At 74.0% G+C, this 14,453-nt stretch carries 15 protein-coding genes; 10 read left to right on the top strand and 5 right to left on the bottom strand.

Annotation, left to right across the window (positions count from 1 at the left end):
- Window positions 1–6 precede the first annotated feature (6 nt).
- Window positions 7–648, bottom strand: a complete 642-nt coding sequence (locus ACPPVO_RS17315; protein WP_426512226.1) for a maleylpyruvate isomerase family mycothiol-dependent enzyme — start codon at window positions 646–648, stop codon at window positions 7–9.
- Window positions 645–1,217: a TetR/AcrR family transcriptional regulator gene (locus ACPPVO_RS17310; RefSeq protein WP_426512225.1), complete on the bottom strand. Its 573-nt coding sequence runs from the start codon at window positions 1,215–1,217 to the stop codon at window positions 645–647. Before ACPPVO_RS17310 ends, ACPPVO_RS17315 begins: the two co-directional genes overlap by 4 nt.
- A 122-nt stretch (window positions 1,218–1,339) precedes the next feature.
- Between ACPPVO_RS17310 and ACPPVO_RS17305 the strand changes: the two genes are divergently transcribed.
- The gene (locus tag ACPPVO_RS17305; RefSeq protein WP_426512224.1) at window positions 1,340–3,325 is read left to right on the top strand and encodes an Hsp70 family protein; all 1,986 of its coding nucleotides are present in this window, start codon (window positions 1,340–1,342) and stop codon (window positions 3,323–3,325) included.
- Between the two features lie 55 nt (window positions 3,326–3,380).
- Here ACPPVO_RS17305 and ACPPVO_RS17300 read toward each other — a convergent pair whose 3' ends face one another.
- Both ACPPVO_RS17300 and ACPPVO_RS17295 read right to left on the bottom strand, forming a co-directional pair.
- The gene (locus tag ACPPVO_RS17300) at window positions 3,381–3,809 is read right to left on the bottom strand and encodes a hypothetical protein (RefSeq protein ID WP_426512223.1); all 429 of its coding nucleotides are present in this window, start codon (window positions 3,807–3,809) and stop codon (window positions 3,381–3,383) included.
- A gap of 42 nt (window positions 3,810–3,851) precedes the next feature.
- Window positions 3,852–4,745 (bottom strand): NAD(P)-binding domain-containing protein, encoded by an 894-nt coding sequence (locus ACPPVO_RS17295; RefSeq protein ID WP_426512222.1) that lies wholly within the window; start codon window positions 4,743–4,745, stop codon window positions 3,852–3,854.
- A gap of 57 nt (window positions 4,746–4,802) precedes the next feature.
- Here ACPPVO_RS17295 and ACPPVO_RS17290 point away from each other — a divergent pair, with 57 nt between their 5' ends.
- The 8 genes from ACPPVO_RS17290 to ACPPVO_RS17255 all read left to right on the top strand — a co-directional run bounded on the left by ACPPVO_RS17290 (window position 4,803) and on the right by ACPPVO_RS17255 (window position 10,102).
- The gene (locus ACPPVO_RS17290) at window positions 4,803–5,147 is read left to right on the top strand and encodes a MerR family transcriptional regulator (RefSeq protein WP_426512221.1); all 345 of its coding nucleotides are present in this window, start codon (window positions 4,803–4,805) and stop codon (window positions 5,145–5,147) included.
- 87 nt (window positions 5,148–5,234) lie between these two features.
- Entirely contained in the window at window positions 5,235–6,269 is a 1,035-nt protein-coding gene (locus ACPPVO_RS17285) for a hypothetical protein (protein WP_426512220.1), read from the top strand.
- Window positions 6,270–6,280: 11 nt separating this feature from the next.
- On the top strand, window positions 6,281–6,826 hold the full coding sequence (locus ACPPVO_RS17280) for an RNA polymerase sigma factor (RefSeq protein ID WP_426512219.1): 546 nt from the start codon (window positions 6,281–6,283) through the stop codon (window positions 6,824–6,826).
- Window positions 6,826–7,803: a CU044_5270 family protein gene (locus ACPPVO_RS17275; RefSeq protein ID WP_426512218.1), complete on the top strand. Its 978-nt coding sequence runs from the start codon at window positions 6,826–6,828 to the stop codon at window positions 7,801–7,803. The genes ACPPVO_RS17280 and ACPPVO_RS17275 overlap by 1 nt, the downstream gene beginning before the upstream one ends.
- Window positions 7,804–7,829: 26 nt before the next feature.
- A complete protein-coding gene (locus tag ACPPVO_RS17270; RefSeq protein ID WP_426512217.1) occupies window positions 7,830–8,150 on the top strand; it encodes an ArsR/SmtB family transcription factor in 321 nt (106 codons plus the stop codon).
- A 4-nt stretch (window positions 8,151–8,154) separates the two neighbouring features.
- Window positions 8,155–8,628 (top strand): YbaK/EbsC family protein, encoded by a 474-nt coding sequence (locus ACPPVO_RS17265; RefSeq protein ID WP_426512216.1) that lies wholly within the window; start codon window positions 8,155–8,157, stop codon window positions 8,626–8,628.
- 32 nt (window positions 8,629–8,660) lie between these two features.
- Complete coding sequence (locus tag ACPPVO_RS17260; RefSeq protein ID WP_360394227.1) at window positions 8,661–8,999, top strand: PadR family transcriptional regulator; 339 nt, start codon at window positions 8,661–8,663, stop codon at window positions 8,997–8,999.
- Complete coding sequence (locus ACPPVO_RS17255) at window positions 8,996–10,102, top strand: hypothetical protein (RefSeq protein ID WP_426512215.1); 1,107 nt, start codon at window positions 8,996–8,998, stop codon at window positions 10,100–10,102. The genes ACPPVO_RS17260 and ACPPVO_RS17255 overlap by 4 nt, the downstream gene beginning before the upstream one ends.
- Window positions 10,103–10,107: 5 nt before the next feature.
- On the opposite strand, the gene ACPPVO_RS17250 is transcribed toward ACPPVO_RS17255, so the two are convergent.
- The gene (locus ACPPVO_RS17250; RefSeq protein ID WP_426512214.1) at window positions 10,108–10,836 is read right to left on the bottom strand and encodes a lysophospholipid acyltransferase family protein; all 729 of its coding nucleotides are present in this window, start codon (window positions 10,834–10,836) and stop codon (window positions 10,108–10,110) included.
- Between the two features lie 61 nt (window positions 10,837–10,897).
- Between ACPPVO_RS17250 and ACPPVO_RS17245 the strand changes: the two genes are divergently transcribed.
- Complete coding sequence (locus ACPPVO_RS17245) at window positions 10,898–14,443, top strand: NACHT domain-containing protein (protein WP_426512213.1); 3,546 nt, start codon at window positions 10,898–10,900, stop codon at window positions 14,441–14,443.
- The last annotated feature ends 10 nt before the right edge of the window (window positions 14,444–14,453 follow it).

Genomic DNA, 14,453 nt, shown 5'->3' with positions numbered 1-14,453 from the left:
GCGAGCCTAGTCCGCGCGCAGCGATGCGACCCCCGCGCCGGTCAGGTCGTCCAGGGCGACCAGCCGCCCGCAGACGAGCAGGAGCAGCGCGCGCATCGGGCCCTCGATCGCCGGGCCGGTGCCGAGGTGCCAGGCGGTGTCGGTGGCGCTCAGCGAGTACCGCTGCAGGGTCTGCTTTATCGGGAACGGGCGGGGCCAGTGCATGGTCATCATGCGGGTCGCGGCGGCCGCGGCCGCGTCGGGCGGCACGGGCAGGTCGCGGCCCAGCGGGATGGCGATGTCCTGGCTGTGCACGAGGATGTCGGTCAGGGTTTCGTACCGTGTGACGCCCAGATTCGGCCGCCGCGAGCCGATCGACGCGCGGAGCCGGGCGACGAGCTCGTCATCGCTCAGCGAGCGGGCCTGCACCACGGCCATGTCGCGGAGCGCGCGGTTCAGGTTGCCCCGGGCGCGCAGCACGATCGGCAGGCGGGACAGGAACGCGCCCGGGCCCATGTGCTGCATGGTCAGGTGGGCGGCGACCTCGCGCACCGTCCACTGTGTACAGAGCGACGGCCGTCGCCACTCCTCCGGCGTCAGCGACGACAGGAGGTCGGCTACGGCGGCGTACTGGGAGTCCACGACGGACCACAGCCGGTCGGTGTTCATGGCGCCTCCTCGGCGTTCGCGACGACGGCCTCGGCCAGGGTGCGCAGCTGCGCCGACGGGTCGAAGGCCGGATCGGGGGCGGCCAGCTCGTGCAGGACGATGCCGGTCCAGTGGTTCATGATGATCGGGGCGTCGCGGTCCGGATCCCGGGAGCCGCTGGCGCCGATCCAGGCCGTGGCCCAGGCGTTGACCTCCGCGCCGGTCGCCAGCAGCCGGGCGCGCAGGCCCGGGCGGATGGCGGCCTCCAGGAGGATGGCGTACCGCGCCAGGGTCAGCGACCGCTGCGGGCCCGTCGCCTGGTGCGCGAAGCGGGTCAGCACCTCGGCGAGCTCGGCCGGGCCGGCCGGCCGCACCTGGGTGGCGATCTGTTCCCAGCTGGCCCGTTCGCGCTCGGCGAAGCGCTCGACCACCCCGTCGATCAGGGCGTCGCGGGTGCGGAAGAGGTTGGACGCCGAGCCGGCGGGCAGGCCGGCCGCGGCGTCGACGGCCCGGTGGGTGAGGGCCCGGATCCCGCCCCCGCCGATGACCTCGATCGCCGCGTCGAGCAGCCGCTCCCGCCGATTCCCCACCCCGCCAGACTACATCTGTAGTTCCGCCGGGCCAAGCAGGCGGAGGGGTTGCTCCAGTTGCGGGCCGGCGGGGGCCGATAGCTGGCAATCGGCCAGGTGACCGACTGTTATTCTCGCCGACCATGACAGCTGCGCGCCTGCGCCTCGGGGTCGACTTCGGGACCTCCACCACCATCGCGATGCTCCAGCGGCCCGATGCGCGCGTCCAGCCGCTGCTCTTCGACGGCTCGCCGCTGCTGTCCTCCGCCGTCCTGCTCGGGCCCGACGGGCAGCTGCACACCGGCCGCGACGCCGCCCACCTGGCGCGCAGCGCCCCCGAACGGCTGGAACCGAACCCGAAGCGTCGGATCGACGACACGGCCGTGCTGCTGGGCGGGGCCGAGGTCGGCGTGCGCGACCTGATCGTCGCGGTGCTGAGCCGGGTCGCGCGCGAGGCCGCGCGGGTCGACGGGCCGGTGCGGGACCTGGCGCTCACGCACCCGGCGAACTGGGGGCAGAACCGGCGGGCGATGCTCGCCGACGCCGCGCGGCAGGCCGGGTTCGTGAACATCGAGCTGGTCGGCGAGCCGACGGCGGCGGCCACGTACTTCGCGCACACCCGCGGCGCCGGGCTGCCGCTCGGCGCGTGCGTGCTGGTGTACGACCTCGGGGCCGGCACCTGCGACGTCACGCTGCTGCGGCGCACCCGGACCGGCTTCGAGCAGGTCGCCTCCGACGGGCTCAACGACGTCGGCGGCCTCGACGTCGACGCCGCCGTGGTGGCGTTCCTGCAGGCCACGTACGGCGAGCTGTGGACGTCCCCGGCCCAGCGGCGGCAGCTGTGGGACGACGTGCGCTCGGCCAAGGAGATGCTGTCGCGGGCCAGCGGCACCGTCATCGGGGTGCCGGCGCTGGGCCGCGAGGTGCCGCTGGGGCGCGAGCAGCTGGAGGGGCTGACCCGGCCGGTGCTGCGCTCGACGATCTCGATGACGCGGGCGATGGTCAACGAGTCCGGCGTCGGCACGGCCGCGGTCGCCGGGCTGTTCCTGGTCGGCGGCTCCAGCCGCATCCCGCTCGTGGCCACGATGCTGCACGAGGCCCTCGGCATCGCGCCCGTCGTGGCCGAGCAGCCCGAACTGGTGGTGGCCGAGGGTTCGCTGTACGTCAACCGCAGGCCCGGCTCCGCCCCCGCGACGGCCCCGGTGTCGGCGGTACCGTCCTCGGGCGTCCCCTACCCGCAGACGAACACGTTCACCGCGACCCCGGTCTCGGCCCCCGCGTACGCCCCGGCCCCGGTGTCGCCGCCGGTCCCGGGCTACCCGCCCCCGCCGCTGACCCCGCAGCAGCCCTTCCCGATGCCGCCCCGGATGGCGCCGCCGCAAGCCCCGCCGCACGGCCTGCCGCCGGCCCCGCCCCCGGCCCGGCCGGCGAGGAACCGCACGGCGCTCGTCGCGATCGTGCTCGCCGTGGCCGTCGTGCTCGCCGGCGGTGTCGCCGGCGCGACGTACCTGCTGCGCGACAGGAACAACGGCCAGGCTCAGGGCCCGACGGGCGGCACGAACACCGGGGCCGCGAACGCGCAGAAGGGCCCGGGCAGGTACGTCCTCGACAACGTGCCCGAGGACGAGTGCGCGAAGTCGGACGCGAGCGTGTACTTCGACGTGTTCGAGGGCGAGATCGCCAAGCCGTCCGCGGTCCGCACGCCGAACGCGACGGTGAACTCGAGCAGCTGCGCGTACACGCGCTCGCACGCCGTCACCGACCCGCAGCAGCAGCGCACGGCGAGCATCTCGTTCAACGTGTTCGCCTTCAACGACGTCTCGCTCGCGCAGACCACCCAGAACCAGGAGGCCGCGTCGGCGAAGATCGCCGGGCCGAACGAGACGATCCCGGGCTTCGGCGAGGAGGCGATCATCTACGAGACCCCGGGCACCGGCGACGCCGCGAACCGGGAGCTCCGCCTCACGCTGGGCATGCGCGACAGCAACGTGCGCCTGCAGGTGTACTTCTACGCGACCCGCGCCGACGGGGCGCCCTGGACGCAGAAGGAGAAGAACGACCTGCGCGACAAGACCGTCGAGGCCGCGAAGGCGACGTTCGCGAAGTCGGCCGCGGGCATGAAGCGCTGACACGGCGAAGGCCGGCCACGCGATGCGTGACCGGCCTTGAGCCAGGGGGAGGCGATCAGTTGGCCGCGACGCCGTACTGACCCTCGCCGCCGTGGTACTGGGTGCCCTCGGCGAACGCGGCGTCGAAGCGCTGCGACAGGGCGTCGAGCTCGCCGAACTCGGCCTGGTGCGAGTCCTGGGAGCCCTCGGCGGCGAAGACGTGGTCGTCCTCGGACGCGTTGTGGTTGTAGTTGGTGTAGTCGTCCGACTCGGCGTGCACGACGCCCGGCTGGTCGAACTCCTGGTGGTGGCCCTGCGCGAAGTTCGTGGCCTCCGCCGCCTGGTGGTCGTTCTCGTACACGCCGAACTGGCTGTGCGCGTCGTGCTCCGAGCCGTGGGCCTGGTGCAGCTGGTCCAGGGCGCCGTGCTCCTGGCCGGCCTCGTAGTGGCCGTAGTCCACGTCGCCGCCGTCGTGCCCGCCGTCGTAGGTGTCGATGTCGCTCATCGGTATCCCCCTGGGATGTCGTTGTCGCTGTTGAGGAATACGTTACGGAGCTTCGCCGGCCGTCGAATCCCGGAAACGTGCCACGGCCAGGAGCCGGGCCAGCCGCGCGTACCCGTCGGCGCCGTGGCCCGCCGCGACCGCCCGCTCGAACAGGGCCCGCAGCGCCGGCAGCGGCCCGGGGTCGACGCCGAGGTCGGCCGCGGCCGCGGCCACGTGGGCGATCGAGGTCCGGGCCGAGCCCAGGCTGGACGGGGTGCCGGGGTACGTGTCCTCGGCCAGGTTCCGCGCGTACCGCTGCGCCATCTCCGGCAGCAGCGCGCCGGCGCCGCCGGCGAACCGCGCGAACAGGTCCAGGTCGAGCCCGGCGGCGAGGGCGAGCGCGAAGGCGTGCAGCAGCCCCCCGGTCGCCGTGGTGAACAGGTCGAGCAGCGCCATCTCGTAGGCGGCGGCCGTCGCCGGGTCGGGCCCGAGGTACACGGTGTTCGGGGTGAAGCACCGCAGCACCGCCGCGTGCGCCTCGAACCGGGCGCTCTGTCCACTGTAGAGAATCGTGGCGGCCGGCGAGCCGATCGCCGGGGCCGGGGTGAGGATGGCGCCGTCGAGGTAGCCGAGGCCCCGCGCCGCGGCCCAGGCGGCGGCCGCGCGCGCCTCGCCGGCGTGGCCGCTGCCGAGGTTGACGAGCACGCCCGGCCCTCCGGCGCCGTCCAGCGTCCGGTGTACCGCGGGATAGTCCAGCAGGCAGCACACGGTCAGCGGCGCCGAGCGCAGCGCCGCGGCGGCCGATCCGGCGAGCACGGCCCCGCGGCCGGTCAGCTCCCGCGCCCGCTCCGGGGTGCGGTTCCACACGACGGTGGCGTGCCCGGCGTCCAGCGCCGCGCCCGCCAGCGCCCGCCCCATCGGCCCCAGCCCGATGACGGCCACGTCGAAGTCGCTCATGCGCACGACGCTAAACCTTCACGTTGACGTGAGAGTCAAGCCCTGCGACAGTACGGCATGCGCATCGGCGAGCTCGCCCGGCGGACCGGCACCACCCCGCGCGCCCTGCGGTACTACGAGGAGCAGGGCCTGCTGCACCCCGACCGGCGGCCCAGCGGCTACCGCGAGTTCGGCGCCGGCGCCGAGCACACCGTGCGGCACATCCAGCTCCTGCTGTCGGCCGGGCTGAACACGGCCACGATCGCCGAGATCGTGCCCTGCATCCCCGACGGCCGGACGGTGCTCGCGCCGACGTGCCCGGAGCTGCTCGGCGTGCTCGCCCAGGAGCGCGAGCGCATCGACGCGAGCATCGCCGGCCTGGCCGCCGCCCGGGCGGTGCTCGAACGCATCATGGGGGGCTGACCCCGGGGGCTAGCCCCCCGAAAACCTCGGGCGAATTCGGGAGGCAGCCCCAGTGCCGGGCCCGGCCGCGCCCGGGAGCCTGAAGACATGCCGCAGATGCGCGTCGTCAAAGGACTTCTCGTCGCCGTCATGCTCGCCGGGAGCGGGCTCGTCGGGGGCGGTGCGCAAGCCGGCGCCGTGGCCGGGGTACCGCGGCCGGGGTTTGCCGTTGCGCCGTCGCTCGTGCAGCGCTGGGCGCCGATCCACCACCAGGACGTGGACGCGCACGGCCGGCACGCCGCGGGCGGACGGGCCGACGAGATCACCCGGGTGGACTTCGACGGCGACTGGGACGGGCGCGACAACTGGGAGCACGCCGGCGGCGCCGCGGCGGCCGCGTACGCGTACGCGTCGGTGGTCGAGACGGGCACCCACTGGTTCCTGACGTACCTGTTCTTCCACCCGCGGGACTGGACCAACCGCCCGTTCTTCGACTCCGAGCACGAGAACGACGCCGAGGGGGCGCTGCTGGTGGTGGCGAAGGACGGCACGCCGTACGGGCGGCTGCGCGCGGCGATCACCGTGGCCCACGCGAACTTCTTCTCCTACGTGCCGCCCGGCAGCCCGTGGCGCGGCGGCGGGGAGACGGTCGACGGCACCCTGCCGATGCAGACCTCGACCCGCGACGGGCTGGCGCACCCGGTCACCGAGCAGGAAGCGCACGGGCACGGGCTGCGGGCGTACCGCGGGCGCTCCGGCGGCGTCGTGTACTACCCGGCCCCGGCGGCCGAGGTGCCGCGCGGCCCCGGCGACACCGACGTCGGGTACGCCCTGATCGACGTCTTCGCCCCGGACGGGCTCTGGGCCCACCGCGACGACCCGGCGCTGTTCGCGGCCCCGGGCACCTTCGCCGGCGACGCCCCGCGGCGCGGCCGCGACGCGTGCGGGCACGGCACGTTCCGGTGCACCACCGACTCGGCGCACGCCCCGTGGGGCTGGGACGATCACGACGACGTCCCGGGCCGCGGCGAGCTCGCGACCGACCCGGCCCGGGTGGCGGCCGCGTACTTCGCCATCCCGGAGCCGTTCGCCCGGACCTACGTCGCGAACACTTTCCGGGACTCCGGCGAACAGGGGTTGTGAGGGAGACGGACTTGGCACCGCCGGAGACCGACGCCGACCCGCTGCAGGACCGGTTCGCGGACGTCTTCGACCGCCACTACGAGCACATATACGCCTACGCGGCGCGACGCCTCGGCCCCGACCTGGCCGAGGACGTGGCATCGGAGACGTTCCTGGTCGCCTACGACCGGAGGGCCGGCTTCGATCCGGCCCGCGGTGACGTGCGCCCGTGGCTGTACGGGATCGCCTCGAACCTGATCATGCGGCACTCGCGGGCCGAGGCCCGCCGCTACAAGGCCTACGCGCGGGGCGCCGAGCCGGACACCGGGCCGGACGAGGCCGAGCTGGTGCCGGGGCGGGTCGACGCCGGCAGCGCCCGGGCGGGGCTCGCCGCCGCCCTCAACCGGCTGTCACTGGCCGACCGCGACGTGCTGCTGCTCGTCGCGTGGGCCGGGCTCACCCAGGCGGAGGCGGCCGTGGCCCTGGGCATCCCGCAGGGCACCGCGCGCTCGCGCCTGCACCGGGCCCGGCAGGAGATGCGCAAGGCCCTGGATTCCGACACGGAGATGGAGCGGTGATGGACGAGATGACGGCGCTGCGGGAGGCGTTCGGGCCCGACCCCGAGCCGGCCGCGGGCACCCGCGACCGGGCCCGGGCGGCCCTGCTGCGGCACATGGAGCCCGCCCCGGTCGCGGCCCCGGCGCACCGGCGCCGGCGGTGGCCGCTGCGCGTGGCGCTCACGGCGGCGGCCGCGGCCGCGGCGGTGATCGGCGTCGTGGCGGTGGAGAACTTCGGCACGGTCGACGACAGCGGCAAGGGCTACAGCACGGTCGGCCTGCCCTTCCCCAGGCCCGCGAGCGCCGCCGAGGTGCTCACCAACGCGGCCTGGGCCGCCACGCGGAAGCCGTGGGCCGACCCGCGGCCGGACCAGTTCATGTACAACGAGTCGCTCCAGCTGCGCAACGAGGCCGCGTACGAGCGCGACCACCCCAACGACCCGATGGTGCCCGGCCACACCCGCACCATCACCCTCCAGGAGTGGAAGCGCATCGACGCCCAGGTGATGGCGACAAACGAGGGCGGCGAGCTGAAGGTGTACCGGCAGGGCGGCGACGTCACCTGGGGGCAGCTGGACTACAACCAGCTCAAGACGCTCGACACGCCCGACAAGGTGCTCGCCTGGGACAAGGCGCCCAAGAACTACGGTGTCGAGCTCGACGCGCTGCTCGGCCAGTACGTGCTCCCGCCGAAGGTCGAGGCGGCGTTCTACGGGGCTCTCGCGCGCGGCCAGGACGTGCGGCTCAACCCGGACGCGGTGAACCTCGACGGGCGGCCGGCGATCGGGCTCGGGCGGGTCATCGCCGGGTACCTCGCGCAGGAACTGCTGTTCGACCCGTCCACGTACCGGCTGATCGGCGAGCGCCAGGTCGCCGTCGCCGAGCATCACGAAACGGACGAGCACGGCGACGACGACTTCACCCCGGTGGGCGCCCTGCTCCGCCAGGTGATCTACACCCGGGCGGTCATCGTCGACCGGGTCGGCGCGACCGGGTAACGCCGTTTGACAGGACGGTTAGGGAGTTGGCAAACTCCCTAACCGTGCTCGACGTCGAGGTCCTGAAGGCGCTGGGGAACGAGAAGCGGCTCGCCGTGCTCGAATGGCTCGCCGACCCGCGGGCGCACTTCCCGCCGCAGCGCGACGGCGACCTCGTCGAGGACGGGGTCTGCTCCGTCTTCATCGCCGGGAAGCTGGGCGTCAGCGCGCCCACCGCGAGCGAGCACCTGAGGCTGCTGACCGCGGCCGGCCTGCTGCGGGCCACGCGGATCAGGCAGTGGACCTTCTACCGCCGCGACGAGGAGCGCATCGCGGCGGTCAAACGGATGCTCGCGGAAGAATGGTGACGGCGTGTACGAGAAGCTGATGGCCCGGCTGGACGAGGGCGGCGCGCGGTACCGCGTGATCGACCACGCCCCCGAGGGCCGCACCGACGAGGTGAGCGCCCTGCGGGGCCACGAGCCCGCCTGCGCCGCGAAGTGCCTCGTGGTCATGGTGAAGCTGGGCAAGAAGACGAGCCGCTACTACCTGGCCGTGGTCCCCGGCGACGCCCGGGTCGACCTGGCCGCGCTCAAGGCGCTCGCCGGCGGCACCTACGTGTCGTTCGCCTCCACGGACCGGGCCGAGGCGCTGGCCGGCAGCGCGAGCGGGACGATCCTGCCGTTCAGCTTCCACCCCGACCTGACCCTCGTCGCCGACCCGGCGCTGCTCGATCACCCGGAGCTGTACTTCAACGCCGCCCGCCTGGACCGCTCCCTCGCGCTGAACAGCGAGGACTACGCCAGGCTGGCCGAACCGCGCCTGGCCCCCATCACCCTGGCCTAGGCATATAACGGATTCCGTTATATGCTTCATCCATGCCCCTCAAAGAGTCGGCGTTCCTGATCCTCTCCGCGCTCGCGGCCGAGCCCACGCACGGCTACGGCATCATGAAAGACGTCGAGCAGCAGTCGGACGGCGCCGTGCGGCTGCGCCCCGGCACCCTCTACGCGGTCCTGGCCGAGCTGGCCGAGGCGGGCCTCATCGAGGTCGACAGCGAGGAGGTGGTGCAGTCCCGGCTGCGGCGCAACTACCGGCTCACCGCCCCCGGCGCGCAGCAGCTGGCGGCCGAGGCCGACCGGCGGCGCGCGGCCGCGAACACCGCGGGGCGCCGCCTGCGCAACAGCGGCCTGCTCGCCGGCGGAGGTGCGGCATGACGGCCCCGCTGGAGGCCCGCTACGAGCGGTTGCTGCGGGTGTACCCGGCCGCCTTCCGCCGCGTCCACGGCGAGGACATGCTCACCACGATGCTGGCCGACGCCGGCGAGGGCCGCCGCTGGCCCCGCCCCGGCGACGCCGCCGACATCCTCTTCCACGCCCTGCGCCAGCGCCTGTTCCGGCGCCCGGGCGGCGGCCTGCTCGACTCCGGCTGGTCCGACGCGTGCGCGCTGCTCGGCCCGGTGCTCGCGGTCGTGCTCGCGACGCTGCGGCTCACGGCCGCGGCGCGCCGCGCACTGTCGGGGCTCTCGTCGCAGTGGGCCACGCCGCCTCACGTCCTGAACCCCGGCGCCACCGTCCTGCTCCTGGCCGCCGCCTGGGCGATCGTCGCCGCGGCCGCGTTCGCCGGGCGGCGCCGGATCGCGGCCGGGCTCGGCTGGGTCGCGCTGCTCATCGAGGCGGTGACGCTGCTGCGGCGGTTCCCGGACGACCCGGTGGCGGTGGTGTACGGCCTGTGGTGGCTCGCCCTCGGCCTCGTCGCCGCCGTGGCCCTCACGGCCGCCGGCCCGCGCCGCCCGGGGGCCGTCGCCGGCCGGTGGCGCCTCGCCGTGCTCCTGGCCGCCCCCGCCGTCATCGGCGCCGTCCTGGCCGTCGGCGGCTCCGGCCTGCTCATCGACCACACGCGGGGCGGCTACAACGCGTTCTACCTCCAGGACCTGCCCGGCCTGCGGTCCGCCACATCCGGCTGGGGGCTGGAGGGGGCGGACGCGACCCAGGTGGACCTCATGCTGCTGGCCATCCTGGTCGCCGTGGTCGCGGGGTCCGTCGCGGTAGCGCGGCTGCCCGGGCCGGTCCGGCGCCGGATACTCGTGGCGGTCGCACCGGTGGCGACCCTCGCGGCGCTGGTCGAGTTCGGCTTCAACGGCTGGGCGGTGTCGAACGTGCACATGGGGCACAACATCCCGCTCGTGCCCGGGCAGTGGGCCTCGCTCGTCCTGCTGCCGTTGCTGGTGTTCCTGCTCGGCCTGTGGTGGGTGCGCCGGCGCGACGAGACCATGCGCCTCGCCGCCCTCGGCGCGGCCGCCGAGCGCGAACGGAGCTAGCTAAGCTAGCCCGGCACGCCGGTCGCCAGGGCATCCTCGATGGCCCCCCGGGCCGCGTCGCGGAGGGCGGCGAGGTCCGCGAAGGACGACGGGTCGAGCGCCGGCAGGACCTCGACCCGGGCGTCGATCCGGTCGCGCAGGATCAGCCCGTGCTTGGGCAGCGCGCGGCCGGTCCCGTGCACGGCGATCGGCAGGACCGGCACGCCGTGGCGCCGGGCCAGTTCGAACGCGCCGTCCTTGAACCGCTGCAGCTCGCCGTCGGGCGTGCGGCTCCCCTCGGGGAACATCATGATCGGGCAGCCCGCCGCCAGCAGCCGGTCGCAGGCCGCCATCATGCTCCGGACGGAGTCGCGGTCGCCCCGGCGCAGCGCGACGTAGCCGTTCAGGCGCATGTTCCAGCCGATGAACGGCAGTTTGAAGATCTCCTGTTTCGACACCCATTTGAACGGGCGGAACAGCGCGAACAGCACGATGATGTCGATCAATGACGCATGATTCGCGACGAGCACCGCGGGCCCGCGCCACGGCAGCCGGGCGCGCCCGGCGACCCGCAGCCGCCACAACGGGTTGATCCAGATGTAGGACACCGCCCAGACGCTGGTGTACAGGTGCAGCAGGAATCGCCGGCGGTCGAACGGCAGCGCGATGATTCCGACAATCACCGCACCGACGAAGTAAATCGGGCAGGTCACCGCGATTATCACCCAATAGGCGACCGAGAACACGCGCAGCATGGTGTCGATTGTTGCGCGGATTTGCCATGCTGGGAAAACAAAAAACGCGGAGGCGGTACGGGTGGATCACCGTCAATGGCGAAGTCGATGGCGCACCATTCGCCGGCCGTATCGCCGGGTCCGGGTCCCGCGCGGCCGGGCCCGGCGGATCTACGAGCGGCTGTGCGTCCTGGCGTGGCGCTGGGGCTGGGTCGTGTGGGTCACGATCGGCGTCCAGGTGGCCGGCAACCTGGCCTCCTCGGCGCTGGTGTCGCCGCCGAACTGGCTGCGGTCCCTGCAGGACACGCCGCTGGGCTGGCTGCTGACCCACCCGACGATCGCGGTCCTGGCCTTCGCGCTGCTGAGCATCGTGACCGCGGCGGTGTTCGCCGGCAGCCATCCGGGCCTCCTCCGGCGGACGCCCGACGCGCGCCGGGCCTACCTGACCCGGGTGATCAAGGAGCACGAGCAGATCGCGCTGACCGGCATCCCCGAAAGCCTCGTCTCCGACAGCGTGAGCCTCGACCAGATCTTCGTGGAGCCGGCTTTCCTGCGCCGGGCGGTCGCCGAGTACCCGCTGACCGCCGACGAACGGGCCAAGCTGCGCCGGGCGCTGGACTCCCCGTCGGCCGAGGAGGTCGAGCGCATCCTGTCCGGCATCGAGCGCAAGCGCGGCGGCATCGGCGGCGACGAGCGGTACTCCCTCGGCGACGTGCTCGGCCAGCTCGAGCCGGAGAAGCCGATCCTGGTCATCCAGGGCAAGCCGGGCGCCGGCAAGAGCACGCTGCTGGCCCGGATCGCCCTGAACCTGGCGCGCCGCAGCCGGGGCGACGCCGATCCGCTGCCGACCGTGCCGGAGCCGGTCGCCGTGCCGATCTTCGTGCAGCTGCGCGAGTACGCCGACGCGTGCGCGAACCGCGCGCCGGAGGCCGTCAGCCTCCGCGAGTTCATCGGCATCACCGTCGGACGGTGGACCATCGACAACGTCGGGGAGTACCTCGACTCCGCGCTGCGCAGCGGCGCCTGCACGGTGCTCATGGACGGCCTCGACGAGATCAGCGACATCGCCGAGCGCAAGGCCGTGCAGCGCGCGATCCGCGACTTCGCCCGCAACTACGCCCCGGCCGGCAACCGGCCCGGGCGGCCGTTCAACCGGTTCCTCATCACGTCCCGGCTGGCCGGCTACGACCAGCACGCGTTCCCGGACGCCGCCGCCCACGTCACCATCGCCGACTTCAGCATCGAGCAGATCGACACCTTCCTCACCCAGTGGAACCACGCGATCGGCCGGTGGGACCCGGAGCTGCGCCTGGCCCGGATCGCCGACCGGCCCGAGCTGGCCGGCCAGCGGGCGGCGGCCGAGATCGCGCAGCTGCGCGATCTCATCAACGGGCGGCCGGCGCTGCTGGAGCTGGCCGGCAACCCGCTGCTGCTGGCCCTGCTGACCGTCATGCACCACAACCAGGTCGCGCTGTCACTGCGCCGCAGCGAGATCTACGGCACGATCGTGCGGACCATGCTGGAGAGCCGCAACACCACGACGCAGCTGCCGGTCGTGCCCGAGGAGGCGGCCATCGCCAAGCTCGGCCCGCTCGCCGTGCGCATGCAGTCGGCCCACTCCAACAACCTCGCCGACCGGCCGACGGTGATGGGCAGCGTCTCCGACGCGACCCGCCGCTACGCGCCCGGCGAGGACTCCTCCGTCCCCGCGGTCGAGGCGTTCCTGCAGCTGGTACGCGTCCGGGGCGGCGTGTTCGGCCGGCGCACCGAGGAGTACTACGGCTTCGCCCACCGCAGCTTCCAGGAGTACTTCGCGGCCCGCTACCTGCTGCGCGAGGCGCTGCTGGACCCCGGTGCCGGGGCCGCGGCCCTGGTCGCCTCGGCCCGGGACGACAGCGGCGTGTGGCGGGAGCCGTTCGTGCTCGCCATCGCCTGCGCCAGCGACCTCGACAGCGACGGGCCCGAGCTCGCCAACCGGCTCCTCGGCGAGCTGATGGACGGGCCGGCCCCGCGCACGCCGGGCGACGTGATGCTGTGCGCCGAGTGCCTGGTCGACGTCCGCCCGGGAACGGCCGCCCGCGACCTGCAGCGGAGGATCTGCGCCGCCCTGCTGGACGTCTACGCCGCCGCGCACGCGGCCCACGACTGGCCGACCTGCAGCCGTGTCGAGCAGGCCGCGCACGGACTGCTGCTGCGCCCGCAGCGGCGCACCGGATCGCTGTCGGCGTTCACGGAGGTGGTCGCGGCGACCATCGACACCGACGGACCGCTGCTCGAGCCGACGACGGCGTTGCTGGCCATGGTCGCCGGCGAGGTGGCCCACCACTCCGCGGAGGCGCTGATGCCGCTGGTCCCGGCGGTGATGACGCTCGCCGGCGCGCCCGCCGTCGGCGCGTTCCGCCCGCGGCCGGGCGTGCGACCGGTCGCGCCCGACGTGCAGGGCTACTGCGTCACGGTACTGTCGCTGCTCGACGCCCAGGGGCCGGCCGGGGCCGAGCTCGCCCAGGTCCGGGAGCGGCTCGGCGGCCGCCCGACCACCCTGGAGATGGCCGGTCGCATGTCGCTGCTGGCCCGCGCGCTGCTGACCCCGACCGTCGCGCCGGTCCGCAAGGACATGAACGAGCGGTACCGCAGCGCGCTGGACGCGTGGCGCGGCCTGCTGCGCGGCACCGACCAGATCGGCGGCCGGGCGGTCTCCGCCGCGGTGGACATCCACCGGCGCCTGCTCGACGCGGCCGACCAGGTGCGCTACCCGCTCGCGGCGATGCTCGTCGAGATGCTCGAACGCGCCGGGCGGGGCCCCCACGGCGAGGAGGTGGCGACCGGCCGGTCGTACCTCGCCGAGCAGATGCGCGCCGGCACGTTCCTGCAGTACCGGATGGCCGCGATGCTCTGGACCGCGGTGCTGGACGACGCCCCGAGCCAGGAGGCCCTCGCCGCCCTGCTCCGCGAGCAGTTCACCGGCCCGGACGGCGACCGGCAGCTGTTCGCCCGCTGCTACCTGGCGATGCTCTGCGACGACAAGCGCACGTCGTCCTACACCGACTACCTCGAACGCATGCGCTCGGTGCTGCGCCACGACCGGTTCGTGGTGCGCAGCGCCGAGGACTTCCGCGACCTGCACCGCCTGCGCGACCTGCAGACGCTGCGCGGCCTCGAGTACACCCGCTTCGCGCGCTACATGACGTACCTCGGCTATCTGCGGTGCGTCCGCGGGCTGCACTTCATGCGGGCCGCCCGCGTGCAGCGCCCGCTGGTCGCGACGTCCGCCGTGGCGTGCAAGGCGCTCGCCGACCTGCAGGCGTGTGCCCAGGACGCGAAGGAGACCTGGAAGGCGCTCGACCTGGTCGGCATCGTCCGCGACTGGGTCACCAGCCGGGCCGGCGAGCGCGACGAGGCCGAGCCCCGCCCCACCGTGGTCTGCGAGGCCGTCGGCGACATGCTCGCCGGCCTCGACCGCGGCGAGCTGGCCGGCTCCATGCTGTCGCTGCTGGAGGACTGCCTCGACGTCGAACCGACCCTGGCCGAGTTCCCGGACCGGCTGGCGCCCACCGTGCGCGACGAGCACATCGCGGAGATGCTGCTGCGGCTCGCCGACCGCCCCGACGAGGGGCTGCAGCCCCGCTGACGCCCACTTC

Source organism: Dactylosporangium sp. McL0621 (genome assembly GCF_049995355.1).
Taxonomy (GTDB): Bacteria; Actinomycetota; Actinomycetes; order Mycobacteriales; family Micromonosporaceae; genus Dactylosporangium.
Note: the sequence above shows the minus strand (reverse complement) of the source record. Positions and strands in the feature narration are given on the sequence as shown.